At 49.0% G+C, this 21,003-nt stretch carries 14 protein-coding genes; all 14 read left to right on the plus strand.

The window, feature by feature from the left end; translation table 11 throughout:
* Window positions 1-175 precede the first annotated feature (175 nt).
* The 14 genes from BUB94_RS08025 to BUB94_RS08090 all read left to right on the plus strand — a co-directional run bounded on the left by BUB94_RS08025 (window position 176) and on the right by BUB94_RS08090 (window position 20,998).
* Window positions 176-1,159, plus strand: coding sequence for an AAA family ATPase (locus BUB94_RS08025; RefSeq protein WP_073235799.1), 984 nt, complete (start codon window positions 176-178; stop codon window positions 1,157-1,159).
* 686 nt (window positions 1,160-1,845) lie between these two features.
* A complete protein-coding gene (locus BUB94_RS08030; protein WP_073159052.1) occupies window positions 1,846-3,129 on the plus strand; it encodes an adenylosuccinate synthase in 1,284 nt (427 codons plus the stop codon).
* A gap of 23 nt (window positions 3,130-3,152) precedes the next feature.
* On the plus strand, window positions 3,153-3,863 hold the full coding sequence (locus tag BUB94_RS08035) for a Crp/Fnr family transcriptional regulator (protein ID WP_073159050.1): 711 nt from the start codon (window positions 3,153-3,155) through the stop codon (window positions 3,861-3,863).
* Window position 3,864: 1 nt separating this feature from the next.
* Window positions 3,865-4,647 (plus strand): PASTA domain-containing protein, encoded by a 783-nt coding sequence (locus BUB94_RS08040; RefSeq protein ID WP_073159048.1) that lies wholly within the window; start codon window positions 3,865-3,867, stop codon window positions 4,645-4,647.
* A 10-nt stretch (window positions 4,648-4,657) separates the two neighbouring features.
* Window positions 4,658-6,601, plus strand: coding sequence for a tetratricopeptide repeat protein (locus tag BUB94_RS08045; protein ID WP_249269355.1), 1,944 nt, complete (start codon window positions 4,658-4,660; stop codon window positions 6,599-6,601).
* Between the two features lie 47 nt (window positions 6,602-6,648).
* Entirely contained in the window at window positions 6,649-7,359 is a 711-nt protein-coding gene (locus tag BUB94_RS08050) for a hypothetical protein (protein WP_254793706.1), read from the plus strand.
* 60 nt (window positions 7,360-7,419) lie between these two features.
* Window positions 7,420-10,857 carry a hypothetical protein gene (locus BUB94_RS08055; protein ID WP_073235807.1) on the plus strand — a complete coding sequence of 1,146 codons (3,438 nt, stop codon included), beginning with the start codon at window positions 7,420-7,422 and terminating at the stop codon, window positions 10,855-10,857.
* A complete protein-coding gene (locus tag BUB94_RS08060; protein WP_083538179.1) occupies window positions 10,857-11,789 on the plus strand; it encodes a formylglycine-generating enzyme family protein in 933 nt (310 codons plus the stop codon). Before BUB94_RS08055 ends, BUB94_RS08060 begins: the two co-directional genes overlap by 1 nt.
* A gap of 46 nt (window positions 11,790-11,835) precedes the next feature.
* Window positions 11,836-12,327 carry a copper resistance protein NlpE N-terminal domain-containing protein gene (locus tag BUB94_RS08065; RefSeq protein WP_083538180.1) on the plus strand — a complete coding sequence of 164 codons (492 nt, stop codon included), beginning with the start codon at window positions 11,836-11,838 and terminating at the stop codon, window positions 12,325-12,327.
* Window positions 12,324-13,091: a LytR/AlgR family response regulator transcription factor gene (locus tag BUB94_RS08070; protein WP_073235813.1), complete on the plus strand. Its 768-nt coding sequence runs from the start codon at window positions 12,324-12,326 to the stop codon at window positions 13,089-13,091. The genes BUB94_RS08065 and BUB94_RS08070 overlap by 4 nt, the downstream gene beginning before the upstream one ends.
* Window positions 13,092-13,124: 33 nt before the next feature.
* A complete protein-coding gene (gene lepB / locus BUB94_RS08075; RefSeq protein ID WP_073235911.1) occupies window positions 13,125-14,522 on the plus strand; it encodes a signal peptidase I in 1,398 nt (465 codons plus the stop codon).
* 19 nt (window positions 14,523-14,541) lie between these two features.
* Entirely contained in the window at window positions 14,542-16,320 is a 1,779-nt protein-coding gene (locus tag BUB94_RS08080) for an Ig-like domain-containing domain (RefSeq protein ID WP_073235913.1), read from the plus strand.
* A gap of 19 nt (window positions 16,321-16,339) precedes the next feature.
* Window positions 16,340-19,060 carry a helicase C-terminal domain-containing protein gene (locus BUB94_RS08085; protein ID WP_073235816.1) on the plus strand — a complete coding sequence of 907 codons (2,721 nt, stop codon included), beginning with the start codon at window positions 16,340-16,342 and terminating at the stop codon, window positions 19,058-19,060.
* An 84-nt stretch (window positions 19,061-19,144) separates the two neighbouring features.
* Window positions 19,145-20,998, plus strand: coding sequence for a hypothetical protein (locus BUB94_RS08090; RefSeq protein WP_254793707.1), 1,854 nt, complete (start codon window positions 19,145-19,147; stop codon window positions 20,996-20,998).
* Window positions 20,999-21,003: the final 5 nt, after the last annotated feature.

The following is a 21,003-nucleotide window of genomic DNA, read 5'->3' on the forward strand; positions in this document are numbered from 1 at the left end:
ACGAAGTCGAAGAATCCAGGAAATTAGATATGAATTACGAATTAATAAGTTAGGCGTCTTCGGCGCGATTATAATAACTCGTCTCTCGTATCTGATTTTTTCTCTCGTCTCTCGTACCTCATCCCTTTTATGAAATTTGCTAAATTCAGTTTGAAATAATTTGAGGAATAATAAAATGGATATTCAGGAACTTTCTGAAAAGATTCGTCAGCAGAGCGCTTTCTGTCAGAATCTGCTGCGTGAAGTGGAAGATACCGTCATTGGCCAGAAGGCCATGGTGGAAAGTATTTTGACTGGTATTCTTGCTGATGGTCACGTTCTTCTGGAAGGCCTTCCGGGTCTTGCAAAGACTACCGCGGTGAAGGCTTTTGCTGATGCCGTTTCTTTGGACTTCAAGCGAATCCAGTTCACTCCGGACTTGCTGCCGGCTGACTTGCTGGGTACTACAATCTATAACGCCCGCGAAGCTAAGTTTGAAACTCGCAAGGGCCCTCTGTTTACCAACCTGGTGCTGGCTGACGAAATCAACCGCGCTCCCAGTAAGGTTCAGAGTGCTTTGCTGGAAGCCATGCAGGAACGCCATATTACTATTGGCGACGAAACTTTCAAGCTGGATGAACCGTTCCTGGTTTTGGCTACCCAGAACCCCATCGAACAGGAAGGTACCTACCCGCTGCCCGAAGCCCAGGTGGACCGTTTCCTTTTGAAGGTGAAGGTTTCTTACCCCAACAAGGCCGATGAAATGCGCATCCTGGATGCTGTCGCCGGTGCTGGTCTCCGTCAGCCTAATGCTGTGGCCACCAAGGAAGATATCCTGAAGGCTCGTGAGCTTGTGAAGCAGGTTTATGTGGACGAACGTGTCCGCGAATATATCGTGAACCTGGTGTTGGCTACCCGTGATCCGGGCAGCATCAAGCGCGCTGATCTGGTGGGCTTCATTGAAGTGGGAGCTTCTCCCCGTGCCTCCATCGGTCTTGCCCAGGCTGCAAAGGCTCATGCCTTTATCCAGGGCCGTGCCTACGTGACTCCGGAAGATGTGAAGGCTGTGGCTATGGAAGTTCTCCGCCATCGTATCATCTTGAGCTATGAAGCTGAAGCGGAAGAAATTTCTGCAGAAACTGTAGTCCAGAAGATCCTGGATTCCGTAGACGTACCCTAGTTATTGGGTTTGAGGCTTGAGGTCGGTAGCTTTGCTACCTAGAGGTTTGAGCTGTTAACAATAAAAAAGGAACAGTGAAGTTCGACTTCACTGTTCCTTTTTTGCGGAGGAGGAATTTAGATATGAATTATGAGATACGAAAGAAGTGAACTGTGTGGACTGTCATTCTGAACTTGTTTCAGAATCCCATGAACGCACGAGACCCTGAGCGCCTTCAGGGTGACATTAGGCGCCTCCGTCGCTCACTACCTCGCGCCTGATGCCTGTGACCTCACGCCTCGTCCTCTCACTGGATCCTTCGACTCCACTTCGTTCCGCTCAGGATGACAGCACAAAGGCATGCGGCTCGTCGCTCACTACCTCATACCTCATACCTCATACCTCGCACCTGTTACCTTGTCTGTACTTTCTGCTGTGGGGTGTTGCGGGGTGTCCCCGCTGGGTGGGGTAGCGGAAAACGGCTTTGCCGGTTGGAGCGAGGGGCGGGGCTCCGCCCTTTTTAGCTTAAAGGTTAAAGTTTAAAGTGTAAAGCAGGTTTTTATGCGTCATTTCTTTAGCCTTTATCCTTTCCGCTTTACGCTCTTTACTATCTTGTAGGCGAAAAAGGTCCCGGAGAAACGCTCTGGGTAGCTAATTTCCTGTTTAACTAATCGACCCGAATGGGTCATAAACAAAACGAAGGATATATGGCAAATCGTGTTGTAATCGGCTCCCAGTGGGGTGACGAAGGTAAGGCCAAGGTTGTGGATTTCTTGACTCTGGACGCAAATATCGTGGTGCGTTTCCAGGGCGGTGCAAACGCTGGTCACACTGTTGAAGTGGGTGACAAGAAGTTTGTGTTCCATCTGATTCCGTCTGGCATTATGCATGACGACAAGCTTTGCGTTATTGGTAACGGCGTTGTGCTGGATCCGATCCAGACTCTTGCAGAAATTGCCGACCTCCATACTAAGGGCATCAACCCGGAAGGCCACCTGTTCATTGCTGACAATGCTCAGGTCGTGCTGCCGTACCACTCTGCTCTGGACAAGGCCAAGGAAAAGAAGGCTGGCAAGGCTGCTATCGGTACTACCGGCCGCGGCATTGGCCCCTGCTACAGCGACAAGGTGAACCGTATCGGTGTTCGCGTCGGTGACTTGATGGACGAACGTGAACTGCGCCCCCGCGTCGAAGCTATGGCCAAGGTTCATAACGAAGAATTCAAGGTGATGTACGATGTTCCCGAAATTGATCCGGAAGTGGTGATCAAGGATTACCTGGAACTGGGTCAGAAGATCAAGCCGTTCGTCTGCGATACTAGCGCCCTCCTGTTCAAGGCTGTGAAGGAAGGCAAGAAACTGGTGTTCGAAGGCGCTCAGGGCACCATCCTGGACGTGGACCAGGGTACTTACCCGTACGTGACCTCCAGCAACACTGTTGCTGGTTATGCAAGCTGCGGCGCAGGTATCGGCCCCACCGCTATCGACCAGGTCGTTGGTGTTGTCAAGGCTTATACCACTCGCGTTGGTAACGGTCCGTTCCCCACTGAACTTCTGGACGAAATGGGTGACACCCTCCGTAAGATCGGTAACGAATATGGTGCAACCACCGGTCGTAACCGTCGCTGCGGTTGGTTCGACGCTCCGGTTGTCCGCAAGGCTGCTATCGTTAACGGCCTGACTCACCTGGCTATCACCAAGCTTGACGTCCTGGATACTTTCGACACCATCAAGATCTGCACTCACTACGAATGCGATGGCGAAAAGATCGAAGTGTTCCCGAACCAGCTGTCCAAGGTCGGTCGTTGCGTGCCGGTTTACGAAGAAATGCCGGGCTGGAAGTGCGATACTACCAAGTGCCGCAAGATGGAAGATCTTCCGGAAAATGCTAAGAAGTACCTGAACCGTATGGCAGAACTGGTTGGCGTGAAGATCGGTATGATTTCTATCGGTGCTAAGCGCGATCAGAGCATTATCGTTGACATGGACTAATTGAAGCGGAAGGAGAAGTTCTTATGGACAATAACGTTGTTGGTTTGCTGAAGGGTGTGGAGCTCTTTTCTGAATTGAACGAGGATCAGCTTTCGATGCTGGCCAATCTGGTTGTTGTCCAGAACTATAACCGCGATGAAACCGTGGTGCTGGAGGGCGACGACTCGATGCAGGCTCTGTATCTGATCGCCTCCGGTTCCGTCCAGGTGTACATGACCGGCGTTGATGGTCGTGAGACGATTCTTTCGTTCCTGGAACGCGGTGACTTCTTTGGCGAAATGAGCTTGATTGACGGTGAACCTAGGTCTGCCTCTGTGCGTACGGTGACGGATGCCCAGATGATGATCATTCACCGTGAATCCTTCTTGACTCTGATTCGTCAGACTCCCGAAATTGCCATGGCGCTGCTGAGCGAAATTAGTAAGCGTCTGCGTAAGGCAAACAAGCAGATCGGTTCCTTGTCTACGATGTCTGTAAGCGGACGCGTGGCTGGAACTCTTCTGAACTTGATGGAAGAACGTGGTGTTCGCATTCATACTGATGCCGGCACTATGGTAACTGTTATTCACAACCGCCCCACCCAGCAGCAGCTGGCCGACATGTCTGGTACTACCCGTGAAACGGTTAGCCGCATTTGCTCTATGTTGGTGAAGGCGAATGCTATTGCTATGACCGGCAAGGATATCGTCATCTTCGACGAAAACGCCCTGCAGGAAAAGGCTAGCAAGGGCTGATATGGATAAATTAAAATCCCTTGTGGGTCGTGTTGGCGGGTGGCTGAAAAAGGCTCCCGTGGTTAAGGCTATCGCTATCTGGATTGTCCTTTTGGTGTTTCTCGCCTTGGCTGTAGATAAAGTATTGATGCCCGCTTTTGCCGGTAAGTTTGCCAGCACGGGTGAGGTTCCCAATCTGGAAGGCATGAGTCAGGAGGCTGCCGAGGCTGCGCTGACAGATGCTGGTTTTAAGTTTGAATGGCTGGAAGAGGGGCGCTACAGTGCGACTATTGATTCCGGCAAGGTTCTTGTGCAGATTCCTGCTGCAGGCCGTGTGGCAAAGCTTGGCCGTACCGTGAAGCTGACTCGCAGCATGGGGCTCCGTCAGGTCGAGATTCCCGATCTTCGTGGCAAGAGCCAGAAGCAGGCTTCTATTTCCCTGGCCCGTGCCGGTCTTGTGCAGGGTGCCATTGTGAAGGGGGCCCACCAGAGCATTCCTCGCGGTGTGGTGATTCGTACGATTCCTATCGCAGGTGAAAAGGTCCGTATTGGCGATACCGTGAAGGTGGTGATTTCTGCCGGTGTGACTACCGGTAAGACCTTGTTGCCGAATTTTGCCGGTACTCCCATTGACGAAGTTTACCCGAAGCTTGAAAAGCTGGGTTTTGTGGTTGGACGTATCAAGCGCGCCAAGGCTCCCGAAGATATGGAAAATCCTGTTCCGGGTGCAGTGATCGAAACTTCTCCCAAGTATGGCGATTATCTGCCGCCGGATACCAAGATTAACTTTGTAATTGTCGAGTAGGTCTGTTTTGGTGAAGTCTTTCTTTTTGTCGCTGATGGTGGTGGCGGTGTTCTTGCTGAACGCCTGCAGTTCCGCTCCTGCAAAAAAGGAAGAGGCCGTTACCTTGAGCAAGGCGGATTCCCTGGCGATTGCCGCCGCTGTGGCAAAACAGATTGCTGAAGGCGGTGTGGCTGTAAGTGCCGAGGAACCGCGCCTTCCTGAAAATATCGATGCCGCCCATGAATCTTTTATCCGCGCTCTCGAAATGGAAATGCGTGGCGAAAAGACTCTGGCCAATGTGTTCTGGCAGCATGCCGCGGAGTCTGACCCTTACAACCGCTTCTTGACCTTCAAGTTGGCCGAAATGCTCATGGCCGAGGGCAATGATTCCCTGGCTTTGATTCAGGCCATGCGTGGCCAGAAGTTGAAGGGTAAGATTCTTGCCTCTCAGTTGTCCTTGCTGGCACACCTTTATGTGAAGGCGGGTGTGGCCGATTCCTGTCGTAAGTATTTCAAGGCAGCCCTTGATTCCAGCAAGTATCAGGACATGACCTTGCTTTACGATTATAGCTTGTTCCTGGAGGCCGTTCAGGATGCGGATGAACTGATCCGTGTTTATGACTTGCTGCTGCCCCAGGTGAACTATATGCCGTCCTTGTTACAGCGTCAGCTGAACTTGTTGCTGGAACATCATAAGGATTCTTCTGTAATCGATCTTTTTGGACGGGCTCACGATGCTACGGGCAACAAGGAATATTTGACCAAGATGGTTCAGGGACTTGTGTTCCAGCGCCGATTGCAGGAAGCCCGAGCTGTCGTAGATACTTTGACTGGCTCTAGCGAAGACAACGAATCCATGGTCGTTCTCCTGATGACGACTTTGGCGGAAACGGACCGTGCTGTTGCATATACCCTGCTCAAGAAGAAATACTATGAGGATGGTGTCCGTTCTCCTGTGCTGACAAACTTCCTGGGCCATTACGAGAATATTCATGGAGACGTCGATAGCGCCAAGGTTCACCTGCTGCAGGCGGCTGAATCGTTGGGCGACCAGAAGGTTTATGCGGCTAATGCTTACCACGCCCTGGCTGGAATCGCCGTCAAGGAAAAGCGCATGAACGATGCCGTGCTTTATGCCGAGAAGGCTGACTCTGTGTCGATGGGTGCAGAAAAGGCCATGTTGGCCATGATGTACGGCTCTGCAAAGATGTATGACAAGGCCTACAAGATGCTGGATTCCCTCATCGCCGTTTGGGATAAGTGGAGCCCGCTGGCCGGAGTGGCTGATTCTGTAACTTTGCGCAAGATGAACGCGGAAGTGGAACGGAACAAGTTGCAGTTCCGTAGCGTCTATGGACGTATTCTGGCTAATGAAGCCCAGGAAATTTTGCAGACCGATAAGTATGATTCTGCCAAGATCGCCCTTGCAAATGCGAAGCGTGCCAAGGCACAGGAATTTTACGAGGGAATTGCCGCCGTCGATTCGTTGAACATGGATGTGCGCATGCTGATGGCCATGAATCTGGAACGCATGGGACGCTATGAAGAATCCTTCAAGATGTTTGAATTCCTGTTGGATAGCGTTCGCGCCCGCAGTGTAGATCAGCCCGAAGTCCTGAATTATTATGGCTATACCTTGATTGACCTGAACCGCAACGCAGACGAAGTGGAAAAGGGTTTCCAGATGGTTTTGAAGGCTCTTGCCATGGAAAAGTCGGAAACTCCCACTGAGGCTTATCTGGATTCCAAGGCATGGGGGCAGTATCGCAAGGGCTTTTATGCAGAGGCCCTGAAGACCATGCAGGAAATCAAGGATCCGAAGTTTGATGAGGATGCCGTTTATTGGGAACATATGGCTGCCATTCAGGAAGCCCTTGGCAATAAGGCTGAAGCCACGGCTGCCTACAAGAAATTGCTGAAGCTTATTCCGAAGCATCCTGAAGCAAGGCGCTTCCTTAATATCAAGAAAAAGTAAAAGGCGGTTGCTTTATGCCGCTGTTTAGATTTCGCTCTCTTTTCTCTTTGCTGCCAGTCTGTGCCTTGGTACTGGCCATGTTTGTTGTTGCCGGCTGTACGGGGGGCAAGGTTCGCACAGACGCACCTGTGGCGGAAAAGGAAATTGCCCCTCAGGATAGTCTGCGGGCTAAGTTTAAGCTGACCATTGTCCAGAATGGTGAAAATCAGGAGCTGGATGCCGTCCTGTTTTCTGTACCTGGAAAACGTTATCGCATGGAGTTGACGGGCCCCATGGGCATTGGGGTTGCCTCGATGCTTTGGACGGAAGAAGGTTGGCTCATGACCTTCCCCACAGAAAAACTTTATGTAAAGGGCGTTGGCTATATGGTTGGGCTGCTCAATGACCGGAGCTTACCCCTGGTTCATATCCATCAGATTGCAGCTTTTTTTGAGGGTAAGTTACTTCCGGATAATTACGAGGATGTGGTGCCTGGCCACGAAGCCGTTGATGGGACGGGACGTCACTTTACCTATGAATTGCAGGATTCGCGAGTGGTTCAGCTAACCTATACGGGACGTGACGGAAAACCTGAAACGTTGAAGTTTTCCGGGTTCCGCGAATTTGAGGGAAATGTGTTACCCGAGACCATTGTTTTTGAACGTGGGGAAAAGCGATTCCTGGAAATAAAAATCAAGAAGGTGACCCACGGAAAGTCTTTTAGCGGTGGAACCTGGAAATTGAATGTTCCCCGGAGTTTTAAGCTTGTTGAACAGTAATTTTTTAGGTTGTGATTCCGGTGCGGCTGTTTTTGATTTTTGTAGATTGAGGTTGTGAAGATGAGTTTTTTTAATAAGATTAGCCTTTTGTTTGCCTTGGTTTTGTTCCAGGCGTCTTTTAGTTTTGCTGCAGATACCTTGGAGGTATTTGCGATTCGAGTTCAGTTTGCCGAAGAAAAGACTGACAATTCGTTGACCACGGGAAATGGAACTTTCGACTCTGACGAAAAGAAGAAGGATTCGTATAAGTTGGATCCGCCGGGCCGTCGCAATAGTGTGCCCTATTGGAAAAAGCATTTTGATTTTGCGAATGCCTATTACAAGGCTGCCAGTGGCGGAAATATTGTAATCAAGTCCAGAATTTTTCCGGAATCTTCCAGTGCTTACAAGCTGAAGAAGCAAATCATCGACTATAATCGAACCAGCAAGAGGGATGGCGAAAAGACTGCTGAATTTGATTCTTCCCGTGTTTGCGATTATATGCAGTTCGTGTACGATGCCGTAATGGCCGCTCATGAATCCAGCGATTCGCCCTTTAGCATTCCCCTTTCGAAAAATCCGAATACGAAACGTGCCTTTATGATTATCCATGCCGGTGCCAGCCGGTTGGTGGATGGCGGTACCATGGGTTCGAACAATGCCGACACCCCTGCCGATTTTATAGACGCTTTTGTTAGCGGGGAGTATTGGCCGTTCCTGTCTGATACCTTGGCAAATGTTGCTCTAAAGGCTGATTCCTCTAGCAAGAAGTCTGTAGTTGACGGTCTTGCTCTTAAGGGGGCCTCTATCGATACCTTGCGCTCTATAATGGTCATGAGCGAAACCGCTTCCCAGGATGGTTTGAACTGGGGTGTAAACGGGATTCTGGTAAATCAGATAGGCCGTCAGCTTGGTATGCCCGATACCTATGATGTGGTGAAGGGAATTTCTCGCCTGGGTTATTTTGACTTGATGGACTTTGCCGGCTATAATGCAGGAAATGGATTCTTGCCTGCACTGCCTGCGGCCTGGGAACGAACCTATATGGGGTGGAGTTCCGTTCAGGAAGTTCGCCCCTCTGCAGGAAAGAAAATTTCTGTGGATGTGGCTGCTGCCGGTTCCGGGGCCTGCTCAAAATCCAAGAGTAAAAATGTCTGTACTGAAGTCCTGAAGGTGCCTCTCAGCGCATCTGAATACCTGCTTGTAGAAAATCGTCAGCGTTCCTGGAACAAGGATGGCGAGGTGAGCGTGGTGCTGGGTGAACCTGACGAAAGTTCCGATACGACAATCAGGACCGTTCCCGTAGATAGTCTTGACCTTGTGTTCCAGGACAGCACTTGTGTCAAGGGGGAATGCAAGGTGAACAAGAAGAAGGCCCGTGGTGTCATTCTTGATGTAAGCTCCTTTGATGCGGGCATCCCTGCAAGCGGTATTGCCGTGTGGAAGGTGAACGAATGGTTCCTTCGTAGAAATTTGGAAGATGGTGTTGCCAACTATTGGGCCGGCGATGAATTCCGTGACCATCAGTTTGGACTTTCACTGATTGAAGCCGATGGCGTGCTGAGTATCGGAAAGACCTTTAAGAACGCCCTGGGCGAAGATACCTATGATTACGGAAGTGGTGCGGATTTGCTGCCTCATTTGCGCGTAGCGGACAAATCTTCAAAGCAGAAATTCGATACGGTAAAGACCATCAATCCCACCGGTTATGCGAATACCATGACGACCCAGGGCGGTTATACGGGTATCAGGATTTCTGTTTCCGTTCCCGAAGATTTCCGAAAGGAAAAGACGGCTAACGGCCTGATGGGGGATAGCGTCCTTAATTTTGCCTCGACTCTTATTACGGTGACCGTTTCTATTGATGATGGAAGTATTGAAGACAGCAAGTTCCCGAGAGAGGTTGGCCTGAACGGAATCGTCCGTGGCGCAGTCTTTGTGGATAATCCTGAAAAGAGCGGGGAGAAAATTGTTGTGTTCGGTGCAGACAATGGATCCCTGCAGGCATTTAGCGCTTTGGGTGATACCTTGTTTGATGCGGATACGGTCGTTGTTAAAAAACAGCTGACGAATAAGGGGACTGAAAAGGAAATTCCGCTTTATCGCATCGGTTCCAATTATGGTCCCCTGCTGGGTATGGCTAGCGATGGCAAATACGTTTATTCGCTTCACGAAAAGCATCTGGTCCGTACGCAGTTTGAAAGCGAATCCTACGTAAGTGAAACGGCGTTGGATGTGGACTCTGTGGTGGCTGGCCCCATGGTGGTTGGAAATGAACTGTGGTATGCGACTAGACATCAGATTCGAAATGTGAAAATTGGCGACGGAAAGTTCTCTAGGGGATTTGACGTCAAGGTGACTGCCGACGGAAATATTACAGATATGGCTTTCTGTGGTACGGATGAGGATGGCAATTCCAAGATTGCCTATGTTACGGACGAAGGTGAAGTGGGCTTCGGTTCCAAGGTGAATTCTGCTACCTATGAAAGTGAACCCGCAAAAGTTCACGGAACTGAAAAATTCTACCGCGTTTCCTGTACAGACATTGATCGCGACGGTGTTGAGGAAGCTATTGTCCTTGGCAGCCGTGGAACGGTGTCTGCTAGAAAACGGAATGGAAAGTCTGTTGTCTGGACCAAGAATTATGAGCGTGGAGCTGCTGGCTCCAGCGGCCTCTCTGATGAAACTTCTGGTATGGCCCTGGGTGACGTAAACGGAGATGGTTATCCTGAAATCGTATTCCTGGGAGATAACCTGGTTTATGCCCTCGATCGTTTTGGCTTGCCCGTTTCTGGATTCCCCGTGAAGATTTCAAAAGGTAGTCCTGTGTATGGATTCTTTAGCGACCCGTTGCTGGTTGATGTGACTGGTGATGATGTTCCGGAAATTCTTGTTCCTAACAATGACGGATTGATTTATGCCTATACGGGAAAGGCCAAGCGGGTTTCTGGACAGTTCCCCCTTGCTGCAGGTAGTTTTGAGTATGTGGACTCCCTGAGTGAATTGCAGCCTATGAGTATTTATGTAACGGACGCTGTTGGTAGTAGCAAGTCTGCTGGCCCGGAACTTTATGCCTTCCACAGAAGTAACGTTAGTGCATTCCGTTTGCAGAAGGCTGCTGAAGATGCTGCGGGTAATGCTGCCGCATGGACCTTGCCTGCCGGCGGTAACGAACGTACTGGCTATCTTGATGCCTCCAAGCTGAAGGATGTGAAGGCTTCTAAGTCTAAGGATGAAATTACGGAATTCTTCATGTTCCCCAATCCGGTGCGTGGCGGGGTGGCCAAGGCCCGTTTTGAAGTTGGTGCAGAAGCCAATTCCGCAACGATTGAATTGTATGACATAACGGGCCTCTGCGTGTTCAAGCAGAAAATGTCTGATGTTGTGGCTGGCCGCAATCAGTTTGAAAACCTTGACCTGAAAAAGCTAGGTTCGGACGTATACACCGCTCGCCTGCGTGTAGATTTCAAGTCTGGAAAGACTAAGCAGAAACTGTACCGTGTGGGAGTTATCCGCTGATGAGGTTCCGCTTATGCCTAGGGTTTCTTGCCATGGGTTTGATGGTGTCCTGCAGTTCTGTTGCTGGTGGGGCGCCTGAAGATCTGGACGAAACCTCCTCCAGTGGGCATGAACGTCAGTCTAGTGCCGTTGTCAAAAGTTCTTCTAGCCGATCGGAAAGCCCTGTTCAAGAGTCTTCGGGTTCTGCGGAACCTTCGTGTAGTTCTGCATTGAGCTCGGATTCCCTTTTGTCTTATTATGTAAGCTGGGTAAAGATTCCTGCGTCCTCTGTAAAAAGAGGCTCCATGTCTTTTTCTGTGAGTTCCTTTGAAATCGGGAAGACGGAGGTGACCCAGTCTTTGTATAGAACCATTATGGATTCCTTGCCGGCAATGGGTGTCTCTGGTGACAGTATTCCGGTGGCGAACGTAAACTGGTATGAGGCAATCTTGTTCTGCAATGCTCTATCGAAAAAGGTGGGGCTTGATACGGCCTATGTCTATGAGGCTGCCGAAAACGCACAATATCTGCAGAACTTGTATGTTGATTACAGCGTTGAGTCCGTGAGACTTCCTACGGAAATGGAATGGGAAGTCGCCTACCGTGCCGGAACGACTACGACATATTATTGGGATCGGGAAGAAGCTTCTAAATACGCTTATTATGTACAAAGTAGTGGCCCCACTGTCGTGGCTCAGTTTATGCCTAATGCCTATGGCCTTTATGATATGGCTGGCAATGTGGCGGAGTGGACTAACGACTGGTACGGAGTGAAACCGACAAAATCGCAGATGAATTATACCGGGGCGAAATCCGGCAGTTTGAAAGTCGTTCGTGGAGGTGGCTGGGGCGATAAAGTCAAGGCCCTTGCCGCCGATACTGTTGCTAAAAGGGAACCCCTTTATCGGGGTAAGGATTTGGGCCTTCGTTTGGTGCATTCGACTGGTTTTTAGATAATTTCTGTTAATGCCTAAACGGCTAATTTGTTAAATTGTAGCCATGAAGATTTTGAACTCCATGGCTTTTTCATTTGTAAGGTTTTTGCTTCCTGTTGGGATGGCATTGCTGATTTCTTCCTGCTCTGAAGAAAAGTCTGAACCTTTACCGGAACTTCCGCCTGTTGAATTGCCGAAGGATGTGACGGGCCTCTATTCGGGAAGTATGCCTTGTGATGATTGCACCATGAAGGCATTGCGCATAACCTTGAATGAAGACTCCACTGTTAATGCGGTGCAGACCCGTGTAACTGATTCCATGCAGGTGGATTCCCTGAAGGGTGTGTTTTCTGTAGTGGATAGTTCCATAAGGATTGTTTTGCCCTCTGCTTCTGAAAGTGCAGATAGTGTTCACTGGAATTTTAAACGCTCTGCATCTGGAAATCTGGTTTATATGAATTCTGCAGGTCAGGTCTATGAAGATGAAAATGGCCGTCGTGCAGAACTGTTTAGAATCATGACGGCTCCCGTCCAGAAATCCAAGGATCCGAAATGAAGGTCAAGACCTTAGTGATTGATGACGAGCCTTGGGCTCGTGCCCGCATCATCTCCATGTTGGAGGATTACGCGAGCGAGTTTGATATTCAGGGGGAGGCAGAATCTGGAGCTCAGGCAATCAAGGCTATTCAGGACCATCTTCCTGATGTCGTCTTTCTGGATATCCAGATGCCGGATATGGATGCATTTGATGTTCTGCATGCCTTGAATCCGGAGGAAGTCCCGTATGTGGTCTTTACGACCGCCTATGATGAGTTTGCCTTAAAGGCCTTTGAAGAAAATACGGTTGATTATTTGCTGAAACCCTTTGATTCGGAACGTTTGATGGCCACAGTTGAAAAACTGCGCAAGATATTCCCCGATGATGGTTTTAGTATTCCGGCGCCTCCTGATTTTACCTGGAAGAAGTTCCGTAACGTGGTAGACTTGAGCAATTTCTACCTGCAGCGAATTCAGGTTCGAAAAGGAGATCGTTGTATCTTTCTGAGTGTAGATGAAGTGGTCCGTTTTCAGACGGAAGGCCGTTTTACCATGGCCTATACGATGAACGAGATGCATATAGTCGATGTGTCGACCATGGAACTTGAGAAACGTCTGGATCCCATGCATTTTATACGCGTTAACCGTTCGACCATTGTTTCGATTGACCATATCGCAGAGTATCGCAAGGTGAACTCCCGCATTACCATGGTGCTTCGAGATAAGAGCAGGACTGAACTGGTAGTAAGCCAGGCCATGTTCAAAAAGATTCGCAGCCTGTAAAATTATAAGTCAGATTTTAATTTGGAAAATAAGATGAAGGACAACTTGCAAGAGAAGAAAGTTTTTTCTGTGAAGGGTTTTGTGAAGGGCTTGTTTAGGGAAATAATTGTTCCCATTGCTCTGGCGTTGATTGTAATCCAATATGTGATTCAGGCATTCCAGATTCCTAGCGGATCTATGGAAGATACGCTGAAAACAGGAGACTTCCTTCTCGGTTTGAAGTTTACCTATGGCTCTCCCATACCTTTTGGAAATCAGAAGTTCCCTGCTATTACCGATCCCGTGCCTGGGGATGTGGCAATTTTCCGTTATCCCGGGGAACCTGAATATCCCGATGGTAATCCTCGCCGCTATACTCATCTCTTTAACGCCTTGATGCTTGGCAATTTCTACTGGGATCATGAACCTGAAGAGGGACAGCCTCACTTAGTTCATTATGGCGATGGTCCGAAGGATTACATCAAGCGCTGTGTGGCCGTGAGTGGCGATACGGTTGCCGTTCATGGCGGTCGTCTTTATGTGAATGGTGTTAAGCAGGATACCTTGCCCGGACGTGGTAAATGGACTAGTACGGTTCGAACCATGTCTCCTCGTGACGAACGAGAACCTTTTGTTGTGCCGTCTGTAGGTGATACTCTGTATGTGAATTCCCTGCCGTTGGATAAGCTCTGGTGGTTGCGTTCCCTTGTCGCCCAGGAAAATCCGGATGACTCCGTCAAGCTTGATATTTCTCTGTGGAAGGATGGTGTCGAAAGCAATAACTACGATTTCGAGAACTTCCGCATACCGGTAGAAAATGACCGCGGGCTGGCCATGAATGAACTGTTCCGCCGCAATCGTACTATCCTTCAGCAGCGTGTGACCCAGGGGGACACCGTTTCTGGGGTGATGAGCTTCGCCTATTTCAGGGAACTGGCCCGTATCTGCTATTTGCCTATGCTGGATCCCCATGCCAAGGGTGGGCTGATGCGCGAAGTTAGCTACATCGGTTTCGAAGCTTCTATGTTGAAGGATCTGGAAGACAATGTGAACGCTTTGAATGCATCGGCTGTTAGTGCCGCTGTTGTCGATTCTGCGGTTACGGATTCCGTTGTTGCTGATTCCCTGGCTGATTCGCTGAAGGCTGATGTGGCTCGTTCTCCTGTTTTTGAAATCAGGAAGAACTTGACTCTCGGCGGTAAAAAAATGGATTACTATGTGGTTCAGACTCCTCAGTATTTCATGATGGGTGACAACCGTGATAATTCCGCAGATAGTCGTTATTGGGGATATGTGTCGCTCCGTAATATGCGCGCCAAGGCTTTTGTCATTTACTTCTCTTTTGAAAATGAAGATGAGTCTTTCGCCTTGTCCAATCCCTTTACCTGGTGGCGTCTGCCCTTCAAGATCCGCTGGAGCCGACTGGGCAAGATTATCCACTTGATTGATTAAGTCTGAAAGTGTTGTTAGGATGAAATTTTTTAAGACCGTATACGTTCTAGGTGCGATTGTTGCGAGCTTGCTTGTGGCCTGTGCGACGCAGGTGGCTCCGTCTGGTGGCCCCGAAGATAAGTTGCCTCCGCGTGTGGCGGGGGTGTATCCAGCTCCGTATACGACAAACCATCCTAACGAACTTTATGTAAAGCTTGAATTTGACGAATGGATTAACGCCTCTATTCCCAGGAGCGCTGTTTCTATTTCTCCGCCGATTGATAAAAGAGTGCGGTTTGACGTCAGCGGCAAAACTCTGGAGTTGTCGTCTCGTGCAGAGCTTGATTCTGGAACGACGTACACAGTAACGTTTGCGGGTGGTATCAAGGATTTGCGCGGCAATGCTCTTGCAAAGCCTTTCCAGGTTGTGTTCTCGACGGGAGCCTATATTGACTCGCTGACTCTTTCGGGCCGAGTTCTTGTGAATGCGGCTATGGCAAAGAAGAAGGAATTTCCCAGTGTGGGTTTGTTCCTGATGGGTGCAGATCGTGAAACGAAACATTATCTGGATAAGTACCGCGATTCTGTAACCAAGGCGCTGGACTCTCTGCCTATGATTCTTAAGGAACCGCCCCTGTATGTGACTCGAGCCGATAGTGCGGGGCATTTTACCTTGACGGGTCTTAAGGCGGGAATGTATCGTGTCGTAGCCTTTGTGGATGGCAATGGTAACCAGAAGGTGGAACTGGCAACGGAACAGGCTGGCGTTTGGACCCAGGATATTCACCTGACTGCAGAGACAACGGATACCTTATGGATTGCCGTGGCAGATATGGACTCGTCTCATCTGGAACTGGAATCTGTATCTCAGCCCTTTGCAAATGTGCTGGAAGCGAACTTTACACGAAACGTCTATTTTGATTCCCTGTTTAGAGATTCTGCCAACTGCTTCCTGACTTCTCCTGAAAATGAGAAGGTGTATCCGAAGTTTGTTTATTTGGGAGCATCTTCCAATAAGCCGCAGTTCTATTTTGATCCGGCACCTAAAAGTGAAATTCTTTACAAGTTTACTTGTCTTGCCGGAAAGGATTCGCTTTATCGAACTTTGGATACGGCAAGAAATGAAGTGGAATGGGAATGGAAGAAGATGGAGTCCGATACGCTTCCGCCTGCGGTAAGTACGGTGAAGGCTGTCTCGAAGTCAAAGAACCTGTTCCCTGACGATTCCCTGATCGTCTTGTTTAATAAGCCCAAACTGGATTCTGTAGAAGAAACCTTCTATGTGGCGGTTAACAAGGATACGACCGAGGTTCAGGTCAAGCAAATCGATCCGGTGCGTTTTGTGGTATTGAATTCTGACCCGTGGGGAACGGACCTTACGATGAACTTCTTGATGGGGTATAACGATACGACGTTGGCGGCTGCCGACAGTAATGGCGTTCGTGATACCGTTGTTGAACTGAAGTACAAGAAACTGCAGAAATTTGAAACGGTGGCGAAGTTGAAACTTGCAACGTTGCAGGGTGCTGTCCCCGGTGCAAAGGTCGGTGCCCTGGTCCGTCTGCATTCCATCGAGTCTGATAAGGATTTTATAGAACCTTGTGATAATGCGGGCCGCTTTAAGTTTAACGGACTGGTCGAAGGGTCCTATTTTATGGACTACTATTATCCCCAGGAAGGAAAGAATATTCCTGATGGAGGTTCCATTGAACCTTTCCGTTATGGGTCTCCCTGGAGAGCGATTAACGATACATTGAAGCTGAAGAATGGTGAAAATAATCTAGACCAGTTGCAGGCTGCAATTCCGTCTCTGCATTAGAATTTTGGTGAGGATAAATATGGGAAATATTCCGACTTTTGTTGCGATTGATCTTGAGACAACGGGTCTTGATTTTGAAAAAGATGAAATTATCGAAGTCGCGTTGGTCCGTTTTGAAAATGGGGTCCCTGTTGAAGATGTGGATTATCTGGTCAAGCCAACGACGGCTTCCTTGCGCCCCTTTATTGAAAATCTGACTGGAATATACAAGAGCGATCTTGAAAATGCAGAATCATTTGCAGGTGTGGCAGGCAAGATTTATTCCTTTATCGGAGATTATCCCATTGTTGCTCATAATGCCGCATTTGATTCGAAGTTTCTGACCCAGACTTTTGCAAAGGTCGGTATTTCCTTTGAAAACCATATGGTGTGGGATTCCTTGACGGTTTCTCGTATCGCCTTCCAGAATGTTCCTAATCATCGCTTGGATACCCTGGTCCAGGAATTGAATATTCCCAGGAGCCGGGCACACCGCGCGTTGCCTGATGCCGATGCCTGCGGCAGACTTTTTGTGATGTCCCTGGAAAAAATTCAGGGTGAAGACCGCTGGCTGTATAACGCCCTTTCCAAGGTTGCAGTCAATTCCAACTGGTCTGCAATCTGGCCCGTTTCTGGTGAATCCGAAAATGAATTTTCTTACAAGTTGCCGGAAGTCCCCCTGGAAGAGGTTCCTGTAAAGAACCACGTTCCCCGCGTGGGAGAATTCTTCCAGGAAGGCGGCATTCTTGCCAAGAATATGGCTGGGTATCAGCCCCGTTCTAACCAGCAGGATTTGGCCGCTGTGGTGGAACGCAATATGCATAAGGGTGGGCTTTGCGTCATCGAGGCTCCTACGGGTTCTGGAAAATCACTTGCGTATTTAGTGGCCGCCGCTAACAAGGCTGCATCCGGTGAACGAGTCGTCATTAGTACGGCAACCCGTGCGCTTCAGGAACAATTGTGGAATCGCGATATTCCCCAGCTGTCCTGCTTGTACAATGGCAAGTTGAAGGCTTCTGTTTTGAAAGGGCGCGAAAATTATTTGTGCCTAAGAAAGTTTGAGGCAATTCTTGCGTCCCCCGAAAATATGCTCTTGCCGGAAGAAAGAGATTCCTTCATGGCTATTATACCTTGGGTCTATACGACGACAACTGGTGACGTGAATGAATGCTCTTCGTTTAGTCAGGGACGTAATCGTGTGCTTTGGTCCAAGATGGCAAGTTCTGCAAAGTCTTGCCTTGGAGAAAAGTGCCCGAATTATGGCAGGTGCCCAGCCCTTGCCGCAAAGCGCCGTGCCATGAATTCCAATTTGCTGCTGGTAAACCATTCTCTGTTCTTGGCAGACATGTCGTTGGATTTTGCGCTGCTTCCGCTTTACGAACATATTGTGTTTGATGAAGCTCACCGTCTGCCTGAAATCAGCAACCAGTCGCTGTGCCGTACGGTGTCGTTCTTTGGCCTGCGTAATGTCATTAAGACTATGGTTCCGTCCCGCACTAAAAAGGATGGCCTCGTTGTAGAAATCGAGGCTGGAATTCCGGCGGAGTGTACTGAAGCCCATGAGGTATGCGCTAATTTGGTTGAAAGCCTGGGCGAATTGGAAAAGGCCTTGCATCGTTTCTTTATGAAGATCGGCAAGAAGCTGACAAAGCAGAAAAATAAGAATGGCTTCTCGTATTCTTCTAGCATGATGGCAGAATATGATGCCGATCCTGCAGGCTTTATGGACCAGTATGCCAAGGTTCAGAAACTGGTAGAAAAACTTTCCGCCATGGCTTCCTGGGTCAATGAATCTGTTTCTGGATTGGTGCATGATCTGAATGGCCGAATGACGGAGATCGAAAGATTCGTTTCTGATTTTGAGTTCCTGACCAAGGGCGCTCGCGAAGACTGGATCTTCTTTATGGAGGAACCTTTTAATCCTCATACCATAAAGCTTCATGCCTACCCGTTGAATTTCGGTACTATCTGGAAAGAAAAGTTCTATCCTTGGATCAAGTCTGCTACCTTTACTTCTGCGACCTTGGCGGTACAGGGTGACTTGACTTACTTTGTTGAAAGAATGGGCTTGAACGTCCAGGATCCAAAGAGGGCCCCCTTCCTTAGAGTGTATAACGAATCGTCTACAAAGGATGCTCGCCAGTCTGTAATGGTGGCTAAATATTTGCCGAAACCTTCTGCACCGGAATATAACGAGGCTTTGAACGATACCCTATGTCAGTTCTTGCCGGAGGTGGAAGAAAATGCCATGGTTCTCTTTACCAGCGTTTCGGCGATGATGAAGGCCCAGGCGGCACTTGCTCCGCTGTTTGCGCAAAAGGGCAAACTGCTTCTTTGCCAACATGTCGACGGTGCTCTGGATGGACTGATTGCCATGTTCCGCAAGGAAAGGGGCGCTTGCCTTTTGGGCTGTCAAAGCTTGTGGGAAGGTGTTGATTTCCCGGGTGACGCCTTGAAACTTCTGGTGATTCCTAAGCTTCCGTTCCCGAATCCCATGGATCCTCTTGTTGCGGGAATTTCTGCCAAGATGAAATCCGACGGTAAGAATTCCTTTAAGGATTATTATGTGCCGGAAGCCTATATGGAATTGCGTCAGGGGCTGGGACGTCTGATTCGTTCTGAAGAAGATTCTGGTAAGGTTCTGATTCTTGATAACCGCGTGGTGCTGGAACATTATGGCAAGAGCTTTATGCGGATCTGGAACATGAAGCAGAAGGTTGCCGACTCCATAGAAGACATCAAGTCTTTTGTGAAGTCCTAGACTTTGGCTCCGGATTATTTTTTCTAAATTTGGCGCCCTAATAGGGTGTGACTGATGTACGATTTAAATTCGTTTTTTGATGGAATGTCCAAGCAACTCCTTCGTGGTGTCCATGCGAAGGCCTTCGGACATAAGGGTCTTTTGAATAACGCTCTGATCCAGAGCGAAGCCTTGTCTTATTTTGATGATCGCAGACGTGCTGCCGACTTGTTTAGCAAGATGGAACTATGGCAGCGTCGCTGCATCAGCTTGGTTTACAATAGCGGTTCCCGCGGCTTGACTTATAATGAATTGCGTCTGACCGTTCCGGTTGGAAAAGTACGCGACCTGCAGAAGTTCCTTTTGGATATGTGCCGTGAATATTTGCTGTGGCGCACATCTACTGGTAGTACGATGGTCTACTACGGTTTCTCTAATTTCTGGGGCTGCTTTGGAATGGCTTCTGAAATGGAGTTCCCGGCTAGAGCCAAGTTCGCCTGTTTTCAGAACTTGCTGGACTGGCACATCTGCCTGGTGTTGTCGTACGCCTTGCGCAAGGAACTGAAGGTGAATACCAATGGTACCATCCATCGTCGTGGTTACCAGATTTGCGTGGATTCCTTTACGTCTACAAAGCAACTGTCTGAACGTGCTGCCGATAACGAGCTGTCCTTTATTTTCAATTTCCTGACAGGGAATGGTTGGCTGGAACAGGAAGACTCCTGCTTGGTTCCGTCTGAAAAGGCTCTTGAATTTATTCGTAAGAATGGTTTCCGCTTGCATCAGGATGTAGTGTCCTGGTGGCTAAAGGAACGTTTCCGCGGCGATCGCAATCACTGCGTCCAGTTGCTGAAAATTTTGGAACAGCCTCGTCCTGTCGCCGACGCCTGCAATCTGCTGTGGGTTCTTGACCCGACGTTCCGCATGGTAGAGAAGAACAAGGAGCTCCCTTGGGAATACCTGCCTCGCCCCTTGCGTGAATTGTGGCTGCTGGGATTTGTGAAATTCCAGATGGTTGACGGTAAGGTGGCCGGTGTTGTCTTGGAACAGTCTGGCAAGGATTGGGTGGAAACATCTATCGCCTCTATTCCTGAACAGAACATTTCCTGCCTGCCCAATTTTGAACTGATCGTATCGACGGGAACTTCTCCTCGTGTGCTTTTCACTTTGGCAAGTCTTTCCAAGGTTGAAAATGATGAAGTGTTCCTCCGCTTTGCCTTGAACCGTGAAACTTATATTCAGGGTTTAAGGTGTGGTCTGCCTGAAGCGGAAATCGAAAATTTCAAGAACTGGATTAAGCCTCCCGAAAATGTTGCCTCTACAATTTCGGAATGGAACTCCTCCTATTATGGGGCCAGAGTTCATACCGTTCGACTTCTGAAAATTGAAGATCTGAAAGTGCTTGCGGAACTTTCCCGCTTCCCGCAGTTTACCGAAGCTACGACCGAATACATTCCCGGTTACGGTTTTATCTTGAAGCCGGAACTGGAACATAAGGCTTTTGAAATTCTGGAAAACTACGGTTATTGCCCCTTTGTCGAAAAGCATGACGTGAACCGTCTTCCTGCACCTACCGAAGAATGGCGCAAGGACTTTGTCGTGGCATGGCCCGAGGCGAAGGCTCCCGACTATGAACTGAAAGATGATGCCGATGAAAATACTTTGCAGACGGCCTTGAACTCTACGAAGTATGGCAGCAACTATCAGAAGATGAGCACGTTCGATCTGGTGAAGGTGCTGCGTTATGCCAAGACTGTGGGAACCTTGGTTGGCGTCAAGGCCAAGGATCCTGTCAAGCGTAATGCCAAGGAAGAAGAAAAGATTTTCTTTGTTCATGCGTTGAAACTGGCCAAGTCTCCCCAGGTCATTGAAATTCAGATTTATGGAAAGGAAGAAAGGGAAATGCTGGACCTGTCCTTTATTCAGGAAGTGAAGGTCTTTAACGGCAAGGAACCCTAGAATTC

Origin of the sequence: Fibrobacter sp. UWH9 (assembly GCF_900129715.1) — a bacterium.
In the GTDB taxonomy this organism is placed as follows: domain Bacteria; phylum Fibrobacterota; class Fibrobacteria; order Fibrobacterales; family Fibrobacteraceae; genus Fibrobacter.